This window comes from Epilithonimonas sp., from assembly GCF_036780765.1.
Taxonomy (GTDB): domain Bacteria; phylum Bacteroidota; class Bacteroidia; order Flavobacteriales; family Weeksellaceae; genus Epilithonimonas.
Genome location: NZ_DAIQCG010000002.1, coordinates 280,223 through 298,306, shown reverse-complemented (window position 1 = coordinate 298,306; position 18,084 = coordinate 280,223). Strand labels below are relative to the sequence as shown.

Genomic DNA, 18,084 nt, shown 5'->3' with positions numbered 1-18,084 from the left:
AAAATGCCCCAGCACGTCTAAAGTGTTGGGGTATTTCATATAATAATGATATTTTTTATGTACAGACCGATAAGGACAAAATAAGAATTTGAAAAAATTAATTTTTCATTACCTATAGTTCTGAGATTTTTTTTATTTTTTAATTACCATTCTCCAAATATCCTCTAATAGCCTCCATCACACCAAAACTATCATTGGAAGATGTCTGAAATTTCGCTATTTCTTTTACCGATGGATGAGCATTCTCCATAGCAAACGAATAAGGTGTACTTTTAAGCATTTCTATATCATTCATATAATCACCAAAAACCATAGTTTGATCTGGTGTTATGTTCAATGACATCTGAAGCTCCGACAAAGCTTTTCCCTTGTTGATATTCTTATTCATAATATCTAACCAATATTGACCGGAAACTACAGTTTCTAGCTCATATTTCTGAAACTTTTTCAGATAAGGATAAAGGTTTTTTTCGGAACCTTCCGGATGATAAACGGCTATTTTGAAAATACTATCATTTAAAGGCTTTGTAAGATCTTTTTCTTTTTTATTATTGGTATAATATTGGGTGAAAAATTCTACAAACTCTTCATCATTAGTTTCATAATAAGCCTGTTTTTTTCCAGAGACAACAGCTCTTGCACCAGGAATTTCTCTTATTGTTTCGATGATTTCTTTGATATACTGATTTTCCATTTGGTCTGCAAAAATCTCTTTGTTTTTACACAAAACATAGCCACCATTCTCTGCAATGAAACACATCTCGTTCTCAAAACCAGTAAAATATTTGGTAATTCCCGACATTTGTCTTCCGCTGGCTGGGACAAATAAAATATTCCTTTTCTTCAGTTCTTCATAGATTTCCGGAAACTCTGGACTCAATTCATAATTTGAATTCAAAAAAGTCCCGTCCATATCTGTCACAATCAATTTTATATCCTTCATACAACATTTTTTTATTTTATGAATGCAAGAATCTATTGCAAATAACTAAAAAAGATTCTGAAAAAAGAAATTCCGAATAAAAATCCGGAATTAAATATAGTTAACTTTTGTTGTTATGACCTTCTTAACAGCTTCAACAATGGACTCTGCATTGAGTCCATTTTTTTACAATCAACTCAGCTCGCGTGCCACTTCCCCAAACTATCATTGGTTGCAACATATTCCCGAGGTGTCAAATGTTAAAAGCTGCGCAACACTGCCGCCTAAAGCGCATTGTGTTCTTCAGCTGTCACAACGCAACCTATTTTCTTTACCATTTCAAAATTGCTTCAGAATCTAAAGGTTTGATGGTTTGATAATCAGAACTCATACATCAATTCCTTAATAATTTAACATTTTTTATAAATATTCAAAAATATCAGCAATGATTTTCATCACCAATTACCGACCTAACAAATGTCATCTCTGATTATTCTATAATCTTTACTCATAAACAACTTTAACTTATTGATAAAACAAATTACTATTTGATGAAATCGATAAGTCTTATTGATATTATTTATCAATATCGCAACAGAGTAGTTCAATAAGATTTTTGTCATTGTAAAAAAATAGCAAATTATTTATCATCCTCATACCTTTGTCCTATCAATAACGAAAGATACATAATAATAACAATTAATATTTAGCAAAATGAAAACAACGAAAAATCTAATTAGTCTTGGTTTAGTTTTAACTGGTCTATTATTACCACAATTATCAAATGCTCAAAAAATAACTCAAAAAAATACCACAATCATTATCTCAGGGACTTCTCCAATGCACGATTGGGAAATGAAAGGTTCAACATCAACTTTCACTGGAATAGTAGCTGGAAATGCAATTACAAATGTAAGCTTGACAGTCCCAGTAAAAACACTGAATGCAGAGAAAGGTAAAACTATGGAAAAGAAAGCTTACGAAGCTTTAAAATCTGACAAAGCTCCAAATGTAACCTTCACAACAAGTTCTATCAATATCGGAAAAAGCAATGTGACTGGAAAATTAACCATAGCAGGAACTGCCAAAAATGTTTCTTTCCCAGTATCTGTAGTAAAAAAAGGAAATGCGTACATCATAGACGGAACAGAAACTGTAAAATTATCTGAATTCGGGATGGATCGTCCGGGATTTATGGGAATCAAAACTGGAGATGTTGTCACTGTAAAAGTGAATGTTGTAGCAGAATAAAAAAATTTAACTGAATAATAACTGAATAATTTTAATATCATGAAAAGAAATCTATTGAAAGCAGGCTTCATCGCAGCTTTACTAACCGCAAACTTTGGATTGGCTCAAGAATTCCCAATCGACAACCTTAATCCACGTGACCATAGAAGCATCAATGCTTTTGAAAACCCAAAAGATACTGTAAGTACTTTTGAAAAAATGAAAGTGAGAGTTGGAGGCGCATTCGCACTTCAGTTCCAGGCTATCCAACACGAGAACAATGCAACACCTGTACTGAACGCTGCTGGAGTCAATACAAACAAATTGTATGATATCGGAAACAACTTCAACCTGGCCACTGCCAACCTTGATCTTGACGTGGCATTATACGACGGCGTTAACTTACATTTGAGAACTTTTTTATCTTCTCGTCATCACAACGAAACCTATGTAAAAGGTGGATATTTACAAATTAACAAATTAGACTTCATCAAAAAAGACTTTCTTAAAGACGTGATGAAGTATGCAACCATCAAATTCGGTCACGATGAGATCAATTATGGTGATGTGCATTTCAGAAGAAGTGACAATGCTTATGTTACAAACAACCCTTTTGTAGGGAACTATCTGATGGATGCTTTTGCAACAATGGTTTTTGCTGAGGTCTATTACAGAAGAGACGGTTTTATAGGAATGGCAGGTATAACAAATGGAAGACTGAACCAAACTGCTAATGGAGGTACAAGCCCTTCTCTTTACGCCAAATTAGGCTATGACAAACAGCTTAATGAAGATCTTAGAGTGAGATTAACAGGATCTGTTTATAATACAGCGCACACCCAGAGACTCGATTTTTATGATGGCGACAGAGCAGGATCAAGATATTACTTTGTAATGGAAAATACAGCCGCAACTTCTTCTGCAAACTTCAGATCTGGACAGATTGTTCCTGACTTCAAAAACAAACTAACATCATTTATGGTCAATCCGTTTGTAAAATACAAAGGATTGGAATTCTTCGGAACTTATGAAAACGCATCTGGCAGAAACTTCGCAGAGACAGACAGAAGAGCTTGGAACCAATACGCTGCAGAGTTACTTTACAGATTTGGAAACAACGAGAATTTATATATCGCAGGAAGATACAATGGCGTAGACGGGAAATTAGCTACCGGCCAAAAAGTGGATATCACAAGATTCAATGTTGGAGGTGGATGGTTTATGACAAAAAACATTCTTACTAAACTGGAGTATGTCAACCAAAAATATGACGGATATGCGCCAACCAACATCCTTTACGGTGGCAAATTCAATGGATTTGTATTAGAAGCAGCAATAGCTTTCTAAATATTCAGTTAACAAGAAGCAGAGGAAACTCTCGGGTTTCCTCTGTTTTAAAAAATTAAAATTATGCGACTTCTTTATTTACTTTTCGGTTTTATAACGCTTTTTGCACAGGCACAAGAGAACTTTGTGCAGATCAACGGAAGTACCAACGTAAACAAGTTTCAGTGTGTGAATAACAAATTCAAAGCAGAAACTGGCGTTTACACTTTCACAGAAAGAAGCCTTCCGAACATCATTTTAAAAGTCAACGAGTTCGATTGCGGAAACAAAATAATGACCAAAGATTTTCAGAAAATCCTAAATTCTGAAAAATATCCGAATATGATAATCAAGTTCATCAACTTTACCAAAGGTCAGAAAAATTATATCGCAGTTGTAGAAGTCAAAATGATGAACCAAAGTAAAAGATACAACGTAGAATTTGAAATAGAAAACAACAAATTAATCGGACGCAAGAATGTAAAATTCAGTGATTTCAATATCACACCTCCGAAAAAAATGGGCGGAATGATTGTCGTAAAAGACGACTTGGACTTGACATTCAGCTTGGCAACCAAAATTTAAAATTAATCCAATAACTTTTTCATATAATTAGATTTTTCCACGTCACAATATCGCGCTAGAAAGACATTGTGATTCCAGGAACTTGCAGACTCAGCTGTAGGTTCCTTTTTTGTTTAACCAGTTTTTGATGTTGGTATTTTAAAATAAGCATAAACATCATCTAATGTCTCATAATTTAAATTATTTAAATCAACTAATTTTAATAAAAAAATTCTCGCTATATCATTAAATACTAGAAAAGAATCTACATCAATTGGCAATTCTATTCTATTATGCAAATATTTATCTCTTATCCTATAGATTCTATTTATCTTGTTAGCAATTTCTTCATCAGGGTTAGCAATCAATTTTGGTAAAATATTATTTTTTAAAAATGCTTGTCCCTTTCCTTTAAGATTTGTTTTGGGAATAATTATTCTTTCAAAATAAGATACCAATAACACTATTCTTATACGTAAATCTGGAGTTGAGTTTATACTTCCATATTCATTAATTAAATTTTCTATTTCAAGGTATAATTCACTACTTTTTTTATTTTTCAAAAACTTTGAAATTTTTTCTAATCCTTTTAATTTTAAATTTTTCAAATATCTTAAACTTACTTCCGTTGGTTGAGTTGTTGATTTTTTTGAACCAATAACTGTATTAAAATTTCCTTTTTTATTATATGAAAAATATTCAAAACAATCATTATTCATATCTTTAAAATCAACATTAAAAAGACTAGTTTGTGTTAAGGATTCAAAAGTTAAAAATATTTTCAAAGCATTAACAGACAATTCTACTTCATTCATCGCTTTAATTGTTGCTTTGCTATGAACTGCTGAGAAAGTTACTGCTATTAAAACCCTATTTAAAAACATTTTATTTAATGATATAAAATCTTTTTGCTCAGCTATTGAAATATTGACTTCATTCTGATTCATTTCTTCTAATCTTGCTTCAAAAAAATTTTTATCAAGAGATGTAAATTTGCAATTGCCCAAACTAAAAGCTTCTTCGATAATTAAATCATTAATTTTAAAATAAAAAAAATAATCATTCTTTTCTTTCTCAATGCTAAGCATTAGATAATCATAGAAATCAAAATCTGCTTTATTCTTTGAATAAATTTCAATTATCCATTTGAATAATTTCTTTTCAACAAATTCAAAATCACAGTTGTCATTAATATAACTATTATTAATTAATAATTCTTCTACTAACTTATTTAATATTTGATAATTTTCTCTATTTAATCCTACTTCAGTATTTTTAATAATAGCACTTACAGCAACATTATTATTCAAGATATCATTTTCATAAATTATAAAAAAATCTCCTTCTTTAAGATTAAATTCTGCGACAGATTCTTGCTCGCCAATATATTTTTTTCTTTGTTCAATAGATTCTTTTTGCTTAACTATATTTTTGACTTCTAAAAGTTTAATTAGACTATAAGCAATTTTATTAATTTCATTTATATTCATAACTCAAATTTAATGATTTTCAAATTCGTAAATTTGCAATGTGAATATTAATCAAACCGACCTCAATGAATTAGAATTTCCGGAACTCCTTTCGGAAATTGCACCTTTCGCTTACTCGCCGAAAACGGCAGACAAAATAATGGAACTTCGTCCGATGGAAATAGACGAGGCAGAAATCTCTTTGAAGAAAACCTCAGAATTCCTAACAAGTTTTGAAAGTTCCAACGCCATCCCTTTTGATGAATATGAAGACATCGAAGAGGAACTGAAACTAATGTTAATAGAAAATTATCGATTAGAGAATAAATCGTTTATCAAAATCAAAACAATTACCGAGCAAATCGGAAAATTGCAAAAATTCTTTCCTCAGCTTTCGGAAACTTTCCCCACATTATTGGAAGAAATCAAAGATTTGGAATTCCGAAAAGAAATCATCGATAAAGTTGACAAAGTTTTCAACCGATTCGGAGAAGTTAAAAGCGAAGCTTCAACGATCCTGAAAACCTTAAGAACAGAAATCCAACACGCCAGAAAAGCGATTGATGAAAACTTCAACCGCTCTTTGGTTACTTATTCCGATTTTTTAGAAGATATCAGAGAAACAATTGTCGAAGATCAAAGAGTTTTAGCAGTAAAATCCGGTTTCAAGAAAAGAGTGAATGGACGTGTTTTAGGAATTTCCAAAACAGGCTCTATTACTTACATTCAGCCGGAAAGTGTTGTTAAACATTATTTCAAGCTGAGAGAAAATCAGGAAGAAGAGAAAAAAGAAATTGATAAAATCCTTCGTCAACTGACCGCTGAGATTGCAGAATTCCAGCCACAACTTTTGGATTATCAAACTTATATTTTCGATTTAGATTTAATTCGAGCAAAAGCAAAATTTGCCGAAAAAGTCAACGGAATTTTACCAAAAATCAACAGACATCAAACTTTGCGTTTGAAAGATGCTTTTCATCCTTTGCTTTGGATTCGAAATAAAAATGAAAATAAGGAGATTTTCCCACAGACTTTAACCTTAACAGAACATAACCGAATCATCTGTATTTCCGGACCAAATGCCGGTGGAAAATCCATTACGTTAAAAACTGTTGGGTTGTTACAATTGATGATTCAAAGTGGAATTTTAGTTCCTTGTCATCCAAAATCTGAAATGTTTTTCTTTGAGAAAATAATGACGGATATTGGCGATAATCAATCTATAGAAAATCATCTTTCGACTTATTCTTCTCGACTGAGAAAAATGTCAGGAATGATTCGCGAAGCAGACAATAAAACCTTACTTCTGATTGATGAATTTGGAACAGGTTCTGACCCAGAATTAGGCGGTGCTTTGGCAGAAAGTTTTATGGAATATTTCTATGACAAGAAAAGTTTCGGAATCATAACTACGCATTACACTAACATCAAACTGGTTGTTGAACAATTACCTGCAGCAACCAATGCCGCGATGCTCTTTGACGAACATTCTTTGGAGCCGCTTTACAAATTGGAAATCGGGCAAGCTGGAAGTTCTTTTACTTTTGAAGTGGCGGAGAAAAATAAGATTCCGAGATTCATTATCAAGAATGCAAGAAAGAAAGTGGAGCACGACATTGTAAATCTTGACAAAACAATCGTAAAACTTCAGCAGGAAAAATTCGAAGTTGAAAAGCTGAAATCAAATCTTGCAGAAACCAAAGAATCTGTAGAAGACAAGCGTGATAATCTTCAAAAACTGAATGAACAACTCCAACAAAAGTTATTCAATTTCCAAAAATTATACGAAGAAGAACATAGAAAACTGCAGTTCGGAAACAAGATTGAAACTTTTATCGACAGTTATGTGAAAGGTAAATCCCGAAAAGATGTAGTTAAAGATTTTGTCAAAATTCTGGAGCAAGAAAAATTCCGAAAACTGGGAACTGATAAAGATGAAACAAAACGGCTTCAGGTTGTGAAACGCAAAATTACACAACAACTTAAGAAAGAAGAAGTCATTGAGAAAATTGCGGAAACCAACGAGAAACTCGAAGAAAAACGCAAAGCAGAACGCGTCGTTTGGATGAAAGTCGGGCAACGCGTCCGAATCGCTGGAAGTACGAGTGTTGGCACCATTGAAAAAATTTCGAAAAACAAAGTGATTGTTAATTACGGAACCTTTAAAACCACGATTGATTCTGGAGAATTGGAGAGAATATAAAAAAAGCGAAGATTAATCTTCGCTCTTGCTTTATGCGTGAAAATGGTTTTTCACTTCTTCCAGAACTTGGTCTTCGCTTAGTTGCGAATCTGTTCCAAGTTTGATGTTCAAGTTTTTGTATTGCGGCGTTTCCAAAAGGTGATTTCTTAATTCTTCCTGCGAAGTACCTGGACCCGTTACATACAGATCTGTACTGTTAGTTATAAGCTTTTCAATTTCTTTAAAGAACTTCACCTTATTGGTTTGCTCAACATTGTTCGCCGCATTTTCATTGGAATTTCCGTGTTGTACATCCGCTTTTACCGTATCAACAATTGCAAATTCAGTAACTTCCTGTCCATCGTGATTCGTCACAACTATTGCTTTTCTGCCGTCAATCCATAGTCCGGCTAATTTTTTATCGCTCATAATTTTAAATTTGAGAAAGTAGTTTCAAGGATTGTGCAAAAGCGCTGTTAATGGACGTTAAAATTAATGATGATAAACATCCTCATACATCACGCCCGCTTCGATTCTGACTGGCAACCTATTTTCTTCAGGAACAATCGGGCAATTGTAATCAAAAGCATTGTAAGCGCAAAAAGGCTGATATGATTGGTTGAAATCCAAAACAATTTCGTTTCCTGATGGAATTTTCAAATCCATATATTTTCCACCGCCGTAAGTTTCTTTTTCATTCGTCAAATCTCGGAAAGGCAAGAAAAGATAATCTTTATACTTATCCATTTTCATCAAATCTAGACTTTGATATAAAGTCAATGTAAAAGCTTTTCCGTCCAAATCAAAAGTCGCTTTTCCATATTCCTGGTATTGTTTGAATTTTCCCGAAGAAGTCGGCAACTCAAACGGAACAGGATTTTCGGTTTTTACAAATTTTGCTGTAATTCTGTATTTCAGATTGATTGGAAAGAACGGATGTTTTTTGAAATTCTTTAGATTATCGCCTCGCAAAGGCGTTTTTTTCGGGTTCAGATATTCTGTATTGAGTTCTTTTTGGAACTTTTTGATTGATGCAATATTTTCTTTTTCTGTTTGTCCATTTAGAAACAGAGACAATATAATGAATAGAAAACTTAATTTTTTCATAATTCGATTTTAATTATTTAGTCAGCAGATTCACTCTCAGAATCATCAACTTCATTAGACTTTAGCTTAGCTTTTTTCATTTGAAAATACTTGTCAAAAGTAGATTTGAAAACAGGAACGTCATCATCTTCACCCATTAGAAAACCCCAAGATTGCAATCCTTCTACTCTATCAAAAATAATTTTCAGAATCGCCAAAACCGGAATCGTCAAAAACATTCCGGCAATTCCCCAAAGCATTTCGCCAACTACCAAACCGATAATCACAATCAGAGAATTGATTTTCACTTTAGAACCAACAACTCTTGGCATTATGATATTTCCGTCAATCGCGTGAATCACGACAATCGCAATCACAATAAACAAAACGTGACTGATTCCCGATGTTGCAAACGTAATCAAAGCACCAATCAATAAAGCAATAAAAATTCCGATGTAAGGAAGAATATTCAGAATTCCTGTCAGAATTGCTAACATAAAATTATATTTGACTCCGATAATGGTGTAAGCAATCAAAGATAAAATCGTCACAATAATCATTTGCAGAAATAATCCAACCAGATATTTTTTCACCATAAACTGAATGCTGTGAACCACTTCGAAAACCGTTTTGTGATGCGACTCTGTGAAACTTGCTACCAAGAATTTGAGAAGATGAGTTCTATATAAAAGGAAAAACAAGGAAAACAAAAATGTAAAACCTGTCAACATCAAGATATATCCAATCGATTTCAAAGCTCTTTCCAAAATAGCTGTTCCTGTACTGATTGATTTTTTAGCCGTATCATTCAGATATTCAAGTTGGTCTTTTCTTCTGACGCCAAATGTTTTGGAAATCCAGCTTTGCAAATCATCTGTTAATTTGATAAATTGTTTTTGAAACTGAGGCCAATCATTCGACAATTTCGCCACTTGTATTGAGATTCCATAAATCACTCCTGCAATAATTGCCAAAGCCAAAAGACTTGCCAAAATAGATGACAAACTTCTCGGAAATCTCAATCGTTTTTCCATAAAACGGGAAAGTGGTATCAGCAGAATTGCTACAAGCAATCCCAAAATCATCGGAACAAAAATCTGTTCACCAATAATAGCAAGAAAACCTAAAACTACAATACTGATGAGAATGCAAGATAACTTGAGGTAAAAAGGATAAGTCTGCTTCATATTATTAGAGGTTAGAAGTTAGAAGTTAGATGTCAGAAGTTAGAAGGATTTTTCAATCAAACTTCTAATTTCTTTTAAAATTATTTTCCAATTAGAAAAACAGCTGGAATTTTGTGCAATTCTGGTTTGTTTTTTTTCCAATCGGCAATTGTTTTTGTTTGGATAAATTCGGTTTCTGGGTCGTTGATATTAGCGGCGATACAGAGTTTGGTATTCGGATTCAGAAATTTGGTCAAATCTTCGAATAGTGGATTATTTCTGTAAGGTGTTTCCATAAAAATCTGTGTGAATCCGGTTTTCTCAACCATATTTTCCAGATGCTGAATTTCCTTTTTCTTCTTGTCTTTTTCAATTGCCAAATAACCATTGAACGAAAACTGCTGCCCATTGAATCCGCTTGCAATCAAAGCCAGAACGAAAGAACTTGGTCCGTTGACAGGAATCACCTTGATATTATTCCTATGCGACCAGCCAACCATAATGTTTCCTGGGTCGCCAATACAAGGCAAACCGGCTTCTGATAATAATCCGAAATCTACGCCTTCTTTCATCAGCTTTTGAGCTTCTTTCAAATCCGCTGTTTCGGAATATTTGTCAAGAAGATATAATTTGAGTTCAGGTTGTTTTTTCTCTGGCGCGAAGAATTTGATGACTTTTCTGGCTGTCTTTTCGTTCTCTACAAAATAATGGTCGATATTCATAATGATATCTTTGATTGTCGGCGCAAAATAATCTGTTGGAGAATTTTCGGAAAGATAAGCTGGGAGAAGGTATAGCATTTTTGTTGTATTAATGTATAGTGTAAAATGTATTTACGATTTTTGTCATTCTGTAAGAATCTAAACTGCCGAGATTCCTACGGAATGACAAAATTATATTATTATGATGAATTTTGTTTTATGTTGAATCTGCAGCCCGACTTGAGCGGAAATCCTTTTTTGCTTATACTTCAAGTTCTATTGAAACTGAAATCTTCTGCAAAAAAGATTGACTTCGTCGAACCACTTCGTTAGGTTTGGGAGCGGAAGGCGGATTAAGCTGCCCAAATCCAAATCTTTACAAATTTAGTTCAAAACTTCTTTTAATCGGTCTTTGTCCAATCTATTTTCCCAATTGGAAACGACAACTGTTGCGACCGCATTCCCAATAACATTAGTCAAAGCGCGGCATTCGGACATAAATTTGTCAATCCCAAGAATCAGAGTCATCCCCGCAATCGGAACTTCGGGAACGACTGCCAAAGTCGCCGCCAAGGTGATAAATCCCGCACCTGTAACGCCAGCCGCACCTTTGGAGCTTAGCATTGCGACCAAAAGCAATCCAATCTGATGTTCCAAAGTTAAGTCGATATTACAAGCCTGCGCAATGAACAACGCTGCCAAGGTCATATAAATATTGGTTCCATCGAGATTGAAGGAATAGCCAGTAGGAACCACCAAACCAACGACACCTTTGTCACAGCCTGCGTTTTCCATCTTTTTCATCAGTCCGGGAAGTGCCGGCTCTGACGAACTTGTTCCTAAAACCAGAAAAATTTCTTCTTTGATATACTTCAGAAATTTGAAAATATTGAATCCGTTATACCAAGCAACGCTTCCTAAAATCAAAATGACAAACAATGCCGAAGTCACGTAAAATGTTCCGACAAGCATCGCCAGATTTTTGAGTGATTCTACACCATATTTCCCAATCGTAAAAGCCATAGCTCCGAAAGCTCCAATTGGTGCGAGTTTCATCAAAATTTCTACAACTTTGAAAATTGGAATCGTTAAAGCCTGAAGAAAATCAAAAACTGGGTAACTTTTTTCTGAAGTTAACGCCAAAGCAACTCCGAATAAAATCGCTACCAGTAAAACCTGCAGAATATTATCGCCTGTTAATGGACTAAATAACGTCTCTGGAATGATATTGAAAATAAAATTAACCAAGGAATTATCGTGCGCTGCTTTCACATATTTTTCAACTTCAGCACCGTTCAGAGTATTTGGGTCGATGTTAAGACCTTTTCCAGGCTGAACAATATGACTGACAATCATCCCAATAATCAAAGCTAAAGTCGAAAATGTAAAAAAATAAATGAACGCTTTTCCTGCAACTCTTCCGACCTTTTTCAAATCACTCATTCCAGCGATTCCTGTGGAAACAGTAAGAAAAATGACTGGCGCTATAATCATTTTGACCAGCTTGATAAAACCTTCGCCGAGAGGTTTCATTTTCTCGCCCAAATCGGGATAATAATAACCAAGAGAAACACCAAAAACAATCGCAATCAGCACTTGAATATAAAGAAGCTGAAAGAATTTTTTCGGTTTTATAGTTTTTTGTTCAATGTCCAAATTCATAAAAAGTCTTATCCTACAAATTTAGAATTGTTTGTGACTTATATCATATTTTTCCTGATTTTTTCTGCAATTATTTCGCAAGAATCGTCGAGCATTTTGTAAACTTTATCAAATCCGTCTATTCCTCCAAAATATGGGTCTGGAACTTCCAATTCGTTATCGAGAATCAATCTGATTTTATGTTTTTGAGAATCGTCCGCCATTTTCAAAACATCTTTGTAATTGTTTTTGTCCATACAGAAAATTAAATCAAAATCATCCAAATCTGATTTTTTGATTGGTCTAGATTTTTGCATCGAGATATCAATTCCGTTTTTGAAAGCAGTTTTTACAGAACGTTCGTCAGGTCCATTTCCTTCGTGATAATTGATTGTTCCCGCACTGTCAACAAAATAATTTTCATCCAGTTTAGATTTCAAAATTCCTTCTGCCAAAGGACTTCTGCAAATATTGCCGAGACAAACCATTAATATTTTCATTGTACAAAATTGTATTAAGTAAGATGTAAAAAGTATTATGATTTTAAAATTAGAAAAATAAAATCATAAAAAAAAAGGATTTAAAAACTTAAATCCTTGTATTGTTATTGAGCAATTTTCTCTTTCAAATCCTTGATATATTTCTTCAATTCTTTATCGATTTTGGAAACATCTCGAATGGTGTCGCAAGCATACATTACGGTTGAATGGTCTTTTCCGCCCATTTCTTCTCCGATTTTTGTGAACGTTGCATTGGTATATTCTTTTGCAAAATACATTGCCAACTGTCTCGGTAAAGCGATTTCTCTTTTTCTGGTTTTAGACAACAATTGCTCTCTCTGAATCCCGAAATAATCGCAAACAATCTCCTGAATATAAGGAATATTGATGGTTTTCTTCTGAGTTGTTGCTAACTTATTAATGGTATCTTTTAATAAATCAAGACTGAAATCCGATTTGTAAACCGTTGAGTAAGCAATTACTGCATTCACAACACCGATTAGTTCTCTAACTCCGTTGGTTTTAACTTCGGAAGCTAAATAATCTAGCATATCATCCGTCAATTCAATTCCGTCACGGCTTAATTTGTCAACAATGATTTTTCTTCTTGTATCGAAGTTTGGCGATTTGATTTCTGCAGAAAGTCCCCATTTGAAACGGGAAATAATTCTTTCCTGCGTATCCAAAATATCTGCAGGCGCTTTATCAGAAGTTAAGATGATTTGTTTTCCATTCTGATGCAAATAATCAAAAATATGGAAGAAACTATCCTGAGTAGCCGCTTTACCAGACAAGAATTGAATATCATCGATAATCAAAACATCAATCATCTGATAATAATGTTGGAAATCTGTTTTATTTTGAGACTTAGCCGCCTTCACAAAATCCTGAATGAATTTTTCTGATGATTGATACAAAACCACTTTCTCTGGGAAAGAAGCTTTCACTTCAAGTCCAATAGCTTGAGCCAAGTGCGTTTTTCCTACACCATATCCACCATAAACAAACAATGGATTGAAAGCCGTAGAGCCCGGTCTTTTTGCAATAGATCTTGCAACAGTTGAAGCAAACTTGTTACTTTCTCCTTCTATAAAATTATCAAAAGATTGATCCGCTTTCAAGTTAGAATCAATATTGATTTTTTTGATTCCAGGAACTGCAAAAGCGTTCACATTATTATCTTTAAGAACCGGTCTAGCTTCCTGAATTTTTGGAGCCTGAGTAGAAATTCCTTTTACGTTCATCGTAATTGGTTTTTCTTTTCCTGCAGGTTTGTTTTCCATTACAGAATACCACAATTTCACGCCTTTACCGATATTTTTCTTAAGTGCAGCAGACAGTAAAGACAAGTAATTGTCCTCAATATATTCCTTGTAAAAATCGCTTGGAACTAGCAACGTCAGATTATTGTTCACCAAAGAAATTGGCTGAACTTTATCAAACAATAAGTCGAAAGAATTCTCTAACTTTTTGAGGTCCGTATTGTCCTCTGCTGCGTTCAGATTATCCCGCATAAACTGGATGCATCTACCCCAGATCAATTCTAAATTTTCATTCATTTTTCTGCTGCTATTTCCGGTGGGATTTTAGTTTTTTAAGAAGACAACAAATATCTAATTATTAATTTTCATAAAAAAATTTTTTCACTATTGATTATTAAAAAATATATTTGTATGAATTATTAACGACTTAAAATGATACACACAACACACTCAATAAGAGTACGTTACGGAGAAACAGACCCAATGAAATATGTCTATTATGGTAACTATGCAGAATATTTTGAAGTCGCAAGAGTTGAGCTTTTTCGGACACTTGGAATGTCATATGATGAAATTGAAAAGAGAGGAATTTTCCTTCCCGTTTCCGAATATAAAATTAAGTATTTGAAACCAGGACTTTATGACCAACTTTTGGAAATTCATACTTACGTAAAAAAAATTCCGGGCGTTAAAATTGAATTTGATTATGAAATTTATAATGAAGATAAAGTAAAAATTACAGAAGCTTCCACTACCCTATTTTTCCTGGATGCCGAAACTAATAAAATTGTAAGATGTCCGGATTTTCTTTTGGACTTGATTAAGGAAAATTGGAAGGAATAAATTATCTTTCCTTGAATTTTTAACATATTCGGAATTAAAATAAATCTTAAATGAAAAAATTACTAGCAATAGTTTCATTATCTACTATATCATTATTTTCTGCTCAGCAAAAAACTTATTGTAACCCTATTAATATAGATTACGGTTATACGCCCTTCGAAGTTTTTTCAAAACAAGGAAAACACCGCGCAACTGCAGACCCAGTGATTGTTAATTTCCAGAAAAAGCTTTTCCTATTTTCTACCAATCAGGAAGGTTATTGGTATTCTGATAATATGTTAGATTGGAAATTCGTTCACAGAAAATTTTTGAGAGATAATAAATATACACACGACCTGAACGCGCCAGCAGTTTGGGCAATGAAAGACACTTTGTACGTCTATGGCTCCACCTGGGAACAGGATTTCCCGATTTGGAAAAGTACTAATCCTACAAAAGACGATTGGAAAATAGCTGTCGACACTTTGAAAGTTGGCGCTTGGGATCCTGCTTTCCATTATGATGAAGACAAAGACAAATTATATCTCTATTGGGGTTCCAGCAACGAGTGGCCACTTTTGGGAACCGAAGTTAAAACTAAAACAATGCAGTCCGAAGGTTTCGTAAAACCTATTTTAAGATTAAAACCAGAAGACCACGGCTGGGAAAGATTTGGAGAATACAATGATAATGTTTTTCTTCAACCATTTGTAGAAGGTGCTTGGGTTACGAAATATAAGGACAAATATTATATGCAATATGGTGCGCCAGCAACGGAATTCAGTGGTTATTCTGATGGGGTTTATGTTTCAAAAAACCCTTTAGAAGGTTATGAATATCAGCAACACAATCCATTTTCTTATAAACCTGGAGGTTTTGCAAGAGGAGCTGGACACGGAGCAACATTTCAGGATAATTTCAATAACTGGTGGCACGTTTCTACAATTTTCATTTCAACCAAAAATAATTTTGAGAGACGATTGGGAATTTGGCCAACTGGATTTGATAAAGATGATGTAATGTACACCAACACCGCTTATGGCGATTATCCAACTTTGCTACCACAATATGCACAAGGAAAAGATTTTTCAAAAGGTTTATTTCCTGGTTGGATGTTATTGAATTATAATAAACCTGTTCAGGTTTCATCAACTTTAGGAGGTTATCAGGCAAATCTTGCAGTGGACGAAGACATCAAAACATATTGGTCAGCAAAAACTGGGAATTCTGGAGAATGGTTTCAAACTGACTTGGGTGAGGTTTCTACAATCAATGCGATTCAAGTTAATTATGCAGACCAAGATGCTGAGTTTATGGGAAAAACGCTAGGCAAAATGCATCAATATAAAATCTATGGTTCTAATGACGGCAAAAACTGGAAAGTAATTGTTGACAAATCTAAAAACCAAACCGACGTTCCTCACGATTATATTGAATTGGAAAATCCAGCAAAAGCTAGATTCCTAAAAATGGAAAATCTGAAAATGCCGACAGGAAAATTTGCTTTAAGCGGGTTCCGAGTTTTTGGGAAAGGTGCTGGAACAAAACCTGCGAAAGTTCAAAACTTTGTTCCTTTAAGAGCAGACCCTAAAAAATATGGCGAAAGAAGAAGTATCTGGTTCAAATGGCAGCAAAATTCAGACGCAGATGGTTACGTCATCTACTGGGGAAAATCGCCGGATAAATTATATGGAAGCATTATGGTTTATGGTAAAAACGAATATTTCTTCACAGGAGCAGACAGAACAGATGCATATTATTTTCAAATTGAAGCTTTTAATGCAAATGGAATCTCTGAAAGAACAGAGGTTGTAAAATCAGAATAAATTTTAAGTTTTTAATTATAAAAATTCAAGCTTTCGGAGTGATTCTTCGAAAGCTTTTTTATTATTACTGATTATTATTTCGAAATATTAAATTTTCATTAATTCAAAGAATTTTAAAATTAGATTAACATTTATTAATAAACTTAAATTTTAAAAGAAAAATACTCAAAAATACTTCATCAACTGAAATAATTTTATAAATTTATAAACAGTAAAAGAATTTTAAAAGCGAATGGAGTTTTTTCTGACATCAGAAGATAATGATGACCGACCGATTTTTATTACCGGTAATTTTAACAAGTGGAATCCAAAAGATTCAAAATTCAGATTGGAAAAGATGGATGACAAAAATTATTACGTCAATATTCCAAATGAATTATTAAATAATGAAATAGAATATAAGTTTACAAAAGGTGGTTGGGAAAATGTCGAAATTGATAAATATGACAACATCACATCGAACAGAAAGATAAAAAAAGAGAAAAAGAAAACGCAAGATACTGTCGAAAAATGGAGACTGAATTGGGGACCTTTCAAAAAAGAATTTTTCCCGATTACTGAATTGGTTGATGAAGCATTTTATATTCCTCAGCTTGATAAGAGGAGAAAAGTTTGGGCGCTTTTACCTTATGATTATTATAATTCGGAGAAAAGTTATCCGGTTTTGTATTTGCAGGATGCACAGAATTTATTCAATGATGGTTCCGAATTTGGAAATTGGGAAATCGATAAAAAACTGGCTCTTCTTGCAGAGTATGGACGAGGCGATTTGATTGTCATTGCGGTAGAACACGGTAACGATGACCGAATTAAAGAATATATTTTCGATAATGAGGATGTAACAAAAAATGCAGAAGGGAAAAAGTATCTAAGGTTCATCACAGATACTTTGAAACCTTGGATTGATAAAAATTACAGAACTAAAAAAGACAGAGAAAACACGGGAATTGGCGGAAGCTCATTGGGTGGATTGATTAGCATTTATGGAGGATTTCTTTATCCGGAAGTTTATTCCAAACTATTGATTTTTTCGCCGTCGCTTTGGGTAGAACCGGAAAATGATTTTCCGATGATTACATTTAGTAATCCTTACAAACTAAAAGTCTATTTGTACGGAGGAAGACAAGAAGGTTCCAGAATGGTTGGAAGAATAAGATTATTTGAAAAAGCTTTGAAAAAATTGACGACTCAAAAATCATTTGACTTTGAAGTCAGAACCAACATCAACGACCAAGGAACACATCAGGAATTTTTCTGGTCGCAGGAATTCCCAAGAGCAGTAGAATGGCTTTTCATAGACAGTCTGGAAAGTCCCGTGAAAGCCAAAGATGAATTAGAAGATAATTTAAATCAATAGCGTCGGGCTTTAGCCCGATAAAAAATTAAA

16 protein-coding genes are annotated in these 18,084 nt (G+C 33.7%); 7 read left to right on the top strand and 9 right to left on the bottom strand.

What is annotated here, in order from left to right:
* Positions 1 to 139 precede the first annotated feature (139 nt).
* Positions 140 to 943, bottom strand: a complete 804-nt coding sequence (locus V7P73_RS04805; RefSeq protein ID WP_333851807.1) for an HAD family hydrolase — start codon at positions 941 to 943, stop codon at positions 140 to 142.
* Positions 944 to 1,636: 693 nt separating this feature from the next.
* Between V7P73_RS04805 and V7P73_RS04800 the strand changes: the two genes are divergently transcribed.
* From V7P73_RS04800 to V7P73_RS04790, 3 genes are all read left to right on the top strand, one after another.
* Positions 1,637 to 2,173: a YceI family protein gene (locus tag V7P73_RS04800; protein ID WP_333851806.1), complete on the top strand. Its 537-nt coding sequence runs from the start codon at positions 1,637 to 1,639 to the stop codon at positions 2,171 to 2,173.
* Between the two features lie 39 nt (positions 2,174 to 2,212).
* Positions 2,213 to 3,499, top strand: a complete 1,287-nt coding sequence (locus V7P73_RS04795; protein WP_333851805.1) for a hypothetical protein — start codon at positions 2,213 to 2,215, stop codon at positions 3,497 to 3,499.
* 63 nt (positions 3,500 to 3,562) lie between these two features.
* Positions 3,563 to 4,063 carry a hypothetical protein gene (locus V7P73_RS04790; protein WP_333851804.1) on the top strand — a complete coding sequence of 167 codons (501 nt, stop codon included), beginning with the start codon at positions 3,563 to 3,565 and terminating at the stop codon, positions 4,061 to 4,063.
* A gap of 113 nt (positions 4,064 to 4,176) precedes the next feature.
* On the opposite strand, the gene V7P73_RS04785 is transcribed toward V7P73_RS04790, so the two are convergent.
* On the bottom strand, positions 4,177 to 5,532 hold the full coding sequence (locus V7P73_RS04785) for a hypothetical protein (RefSeq protein WP_333851803.1): 1,356 nt from the start codon (positions 5,530 to 5,532) through the stop codon (positions 4,177 to 4,179).
* A 40-nt stretch (positions 5,533 to 5,572) separates the two neighbouring features.
* On the opposite strand from V7P73_RS04785, the gene V7P73_RS04780 reads away from it, so the two are divergent.
* Complete coding sequence (locus tag V7P73_RS04780) at positions 5,573 to 7,714, top strand: endonuclease MutS2 (RefSeq protein ID WP_333851802.1); 2,142 nt, start codon at positions 5,573 to 5,575, stop codon at positions 7,712 to 7,714.
* A 30-nt stretch (positions 7,715 to 7,744) separates the two neighbouring features.
* Here the strand turns inward: V7P73_RS04780 and V7P73_RS04775 are convergent, their stop codons facing one another.
* The 7 genes from V7P73_RS04775 to dnaA form a co-directional block, all read right to left on the bottom strand.
* Positions 7,745 to 8,122 carry a hypothetical protein gene (locus V7P73_RS04775; protein WP_313100801.1) on the bottom strand — a complete coding sequence of 126 codons (378 nt, stop codon included), beginning with the start codon at positions 8,120 to 8,122 and terminating at the stop codon, positions 7,745 to 7,747.
* 63 nt (positions 8,123 to 8,185) lie between these two features.
* Positions 8,186 to 8,800 (bottom strand): DUF1684 domain-containing protein, encoded by a 615-nt coding sequence (locus V7P73_RS04770; RefSeq protein ID WP_333851801.1) that lies wholly within the window; start codon positions 8,798 to 8,800, stop codon positions 8,186 to 8,188.
* Between the two features lie 17 nt (positions 8,801 to 8,817).
* Complete coding sequence (locus V7P73_RS04765) at positions 8,818 to 9,966, bottom strand: AI-2E family transporter (RefSeq protein ID WP_333851800.1); 1,149 nt, start codon at positions 9,964 to 9,966, stop codon at positions 8,818 to 8,820.
* Positions 9,967 to 10,046: 80 nt separating this feature from the next.
* Positions 10,047 to 10,745: an SAM-dependent methyltransferase gene (locus V7P73_RS04760; RefSeq protein WP_333851799.1), complete on the bottom strand. Its 699-nt coding sequence runs from the start codon at positions 10,743 to 10,745 to the stop codon at positions 10,047 to 10,049.
* A 285-nt stretch (positions 10,746 to 11,030) separates the two neighbouring features.
* Entirely contained in the window at positions 11,031 to 12,308 is a 1,278-nt protein-coding gene (locus V7P73_RS04755) for a dicarboxylate/amino acid:cation symporter (RefSeq protein ID WP_333851798.1), read from the bottom strand.
* Between the two features lie 38 nt (positions 12,309 to 12,346).
* Positions 12,347 to 12,787, bottom strand: a complete 441-nt coding sequence (locus V7P73_RS04750; protein WP_333851797.1) for a low molecular weight protein-tyrosine-phosphatase — start codon at positions 12,785 to 12,787, stop codon at positions 12,347 to 12,349.
* Positions 12,788 to 12,891: 104 nt separating this feature from the next.
* Complete coding sequence (dnaA, locus tag V7P73_RS04745; protein ID WP_333851796.1) at positions 12,892 to 14,346, bottom strand: chromosomal replication initiator protein DnaA; 1,455 nt, start codon at positions 14,344 to 14,346, stop codon at positions 12,892 to 12,894.
* Positions 14,347 to 14,481: 135 nt separating this feature from the next.
* Here dnaA and V7P73_RS04740 point away from each other — a divergent pair, with 135 nt between their 5' ends.
* The 3 genes from V7P73_RS04740 (at position 14,482) to V7P73_RS04730 (ending at position 18,054) form a co-directional block, all read left to right on the top strand.
* The gene (locus tag V7P73_RS04740; protein WP_123281172.1) at positions 14,482 to 14,892 is read left to right on the top strand and encodes an acyl-CoA thioesterase; all 411 of its coding nucleotides are present in this window, start codon (positions 14,482 to 14,484) and stop codon (positions 14,890 to 14,892) included.
* Positions 14,893 to 14,942: 50 nt separating this feature from the next.
* Positions 14,943 to 16,697, top strand: a complete 1,755-nt coding sequence (locus V7P73_RS04735; RefSeq protein WP_333851795.1) for a discoidin domain-containing protein — start codon at positions 14,943 to 14,945, stop codon at positions 16,695 to 16,697.
* A 232-nt stretch (positions 16,698 to 16,929) separates the two neighbouring features.
* A complete protein-coding gene (locus tag V7P73_RS04730; RefSeq protein ID WP_333851794.1) occupies positions 16,930 to 18,054 on the top strand; it encodes an alpha/beta hydrolase in 1,125 nt (374 codons plus the stop codon).
* Positions 18,055 to 18,084 lie beyond the last annotated feature (30 nt).

What these genes read in the sequence shown, in the direction of transcription:
- V7P73_RS04805 (WP_333851807.1), bottom strand. Translation starts at nt 943, where the DNA reads ATGAAGGATATAAAATTGATTGTGACAGATATGGACGGGACTTTTTTG.
- V7P73_RS04800 (WP_333851806.1), top strand. Translation starts at nt 1,637, where the DNA reads ATGAAAACAACGAAAAATCTAATTAGTCTTGGTTTAGTTTTAACTGGT.
- V7P73_RS04795 (WP_333851805.1), top strand. Translation starts at nt 2,213, where the DNA reads ATGAAAAGAAATCTATTGAAAGCAGGCTTCATCGCAGCTTTACTAACC.
- V7P73_RS04790 (WP_333851804.1), top strand. Translation starts at nt 3,563, where the DNA reads ATGCGACTTCTTTATTTACTTTTCGGTTTTATAACGCTTTTTGCACAG.
- V7P73_RS04785 (WP_333851803.1), bottom strand. Translation starts at nt 5,532, where the DNA reads ATGAATATAAATGAAATTAATAAAATTGCTTATAGTCTAATTAAACTT.
- V7P73_RS04775 (WP_313100801.1), bottom strand. Translation starts at nt 8,122, where the DNA reads ATGAGCGATAAAAAATTAGCCGGACTATGGATTGACGGCAGAAAAGCA.
- V7P73_RS04770 (WP_333851801.1), bottom strand. Translation starts at nt 8,800, where the DNA reads ATGAAAAAATTAAGTTTTCTATTCATTATATTGTCTCTGTTTCTAAAT.
- V7P73_RS04765 (WP_333851800.1), bottom strand. Translation starts at nt 9,966, where the DNA reads ATGAAGCAGACTTATCCTTTTTACCTCAAGTTATCTTGCATTCTCATC.
- V7P73_RS04760 (WP_333851799.1), bottom strand. Translation starts at nt 10,745, where the DNA reads ATGCTATACCTTCTCCCAGCTTATCTTTCCGAAAATTCTCCAACAGAT.
- V7P73_RS04755 (WP_333851798.1), bottom strand. Translation starts at nt 12,308, where the DNA reads ATGAATTTGGACATTGAACAAAAAACTATAAAACCGAAAAAATTCTTT.
- V7P73_RS04750 (WP_333851797.1), bottom strand. Translation starts at nt 12,787, where the DNA reads ATGAAAATATTAATGGTTTGTCTCGGCAATATTTGCAGAAGTCCTTTG.
- dnaA (WP_333851796.1), bottom strand. Translation starts at nt 14,346, where the DNA reads ATGAATGAAAATTTAGAATTGATCTGGGGTAGATGCATCCAGTTTATG.
- V7P73_RS04740 (WP_123281172.1), top strand. Translation starts at nt 14,482, where the DNA reads ATGATACACACAACACACTCAATAAGAGTACGTTACGGAGAAACAGAC.
- V7P73_RS04735 (WP_333851795.1), top strand. Translation starts at nt 14,943, where the DNA reads ATGAAAAAATTACTAGCAATAGTTTCATTATCTACTATATCATTATTT.
- V7P73_RS04730 (WP_333851794.1), top strand. Translation starts at nt 16,930, where the DNA reads ATGGAGTTTTTTCTGACATCAGAAGATAATGATGACCGACCGATTTTT.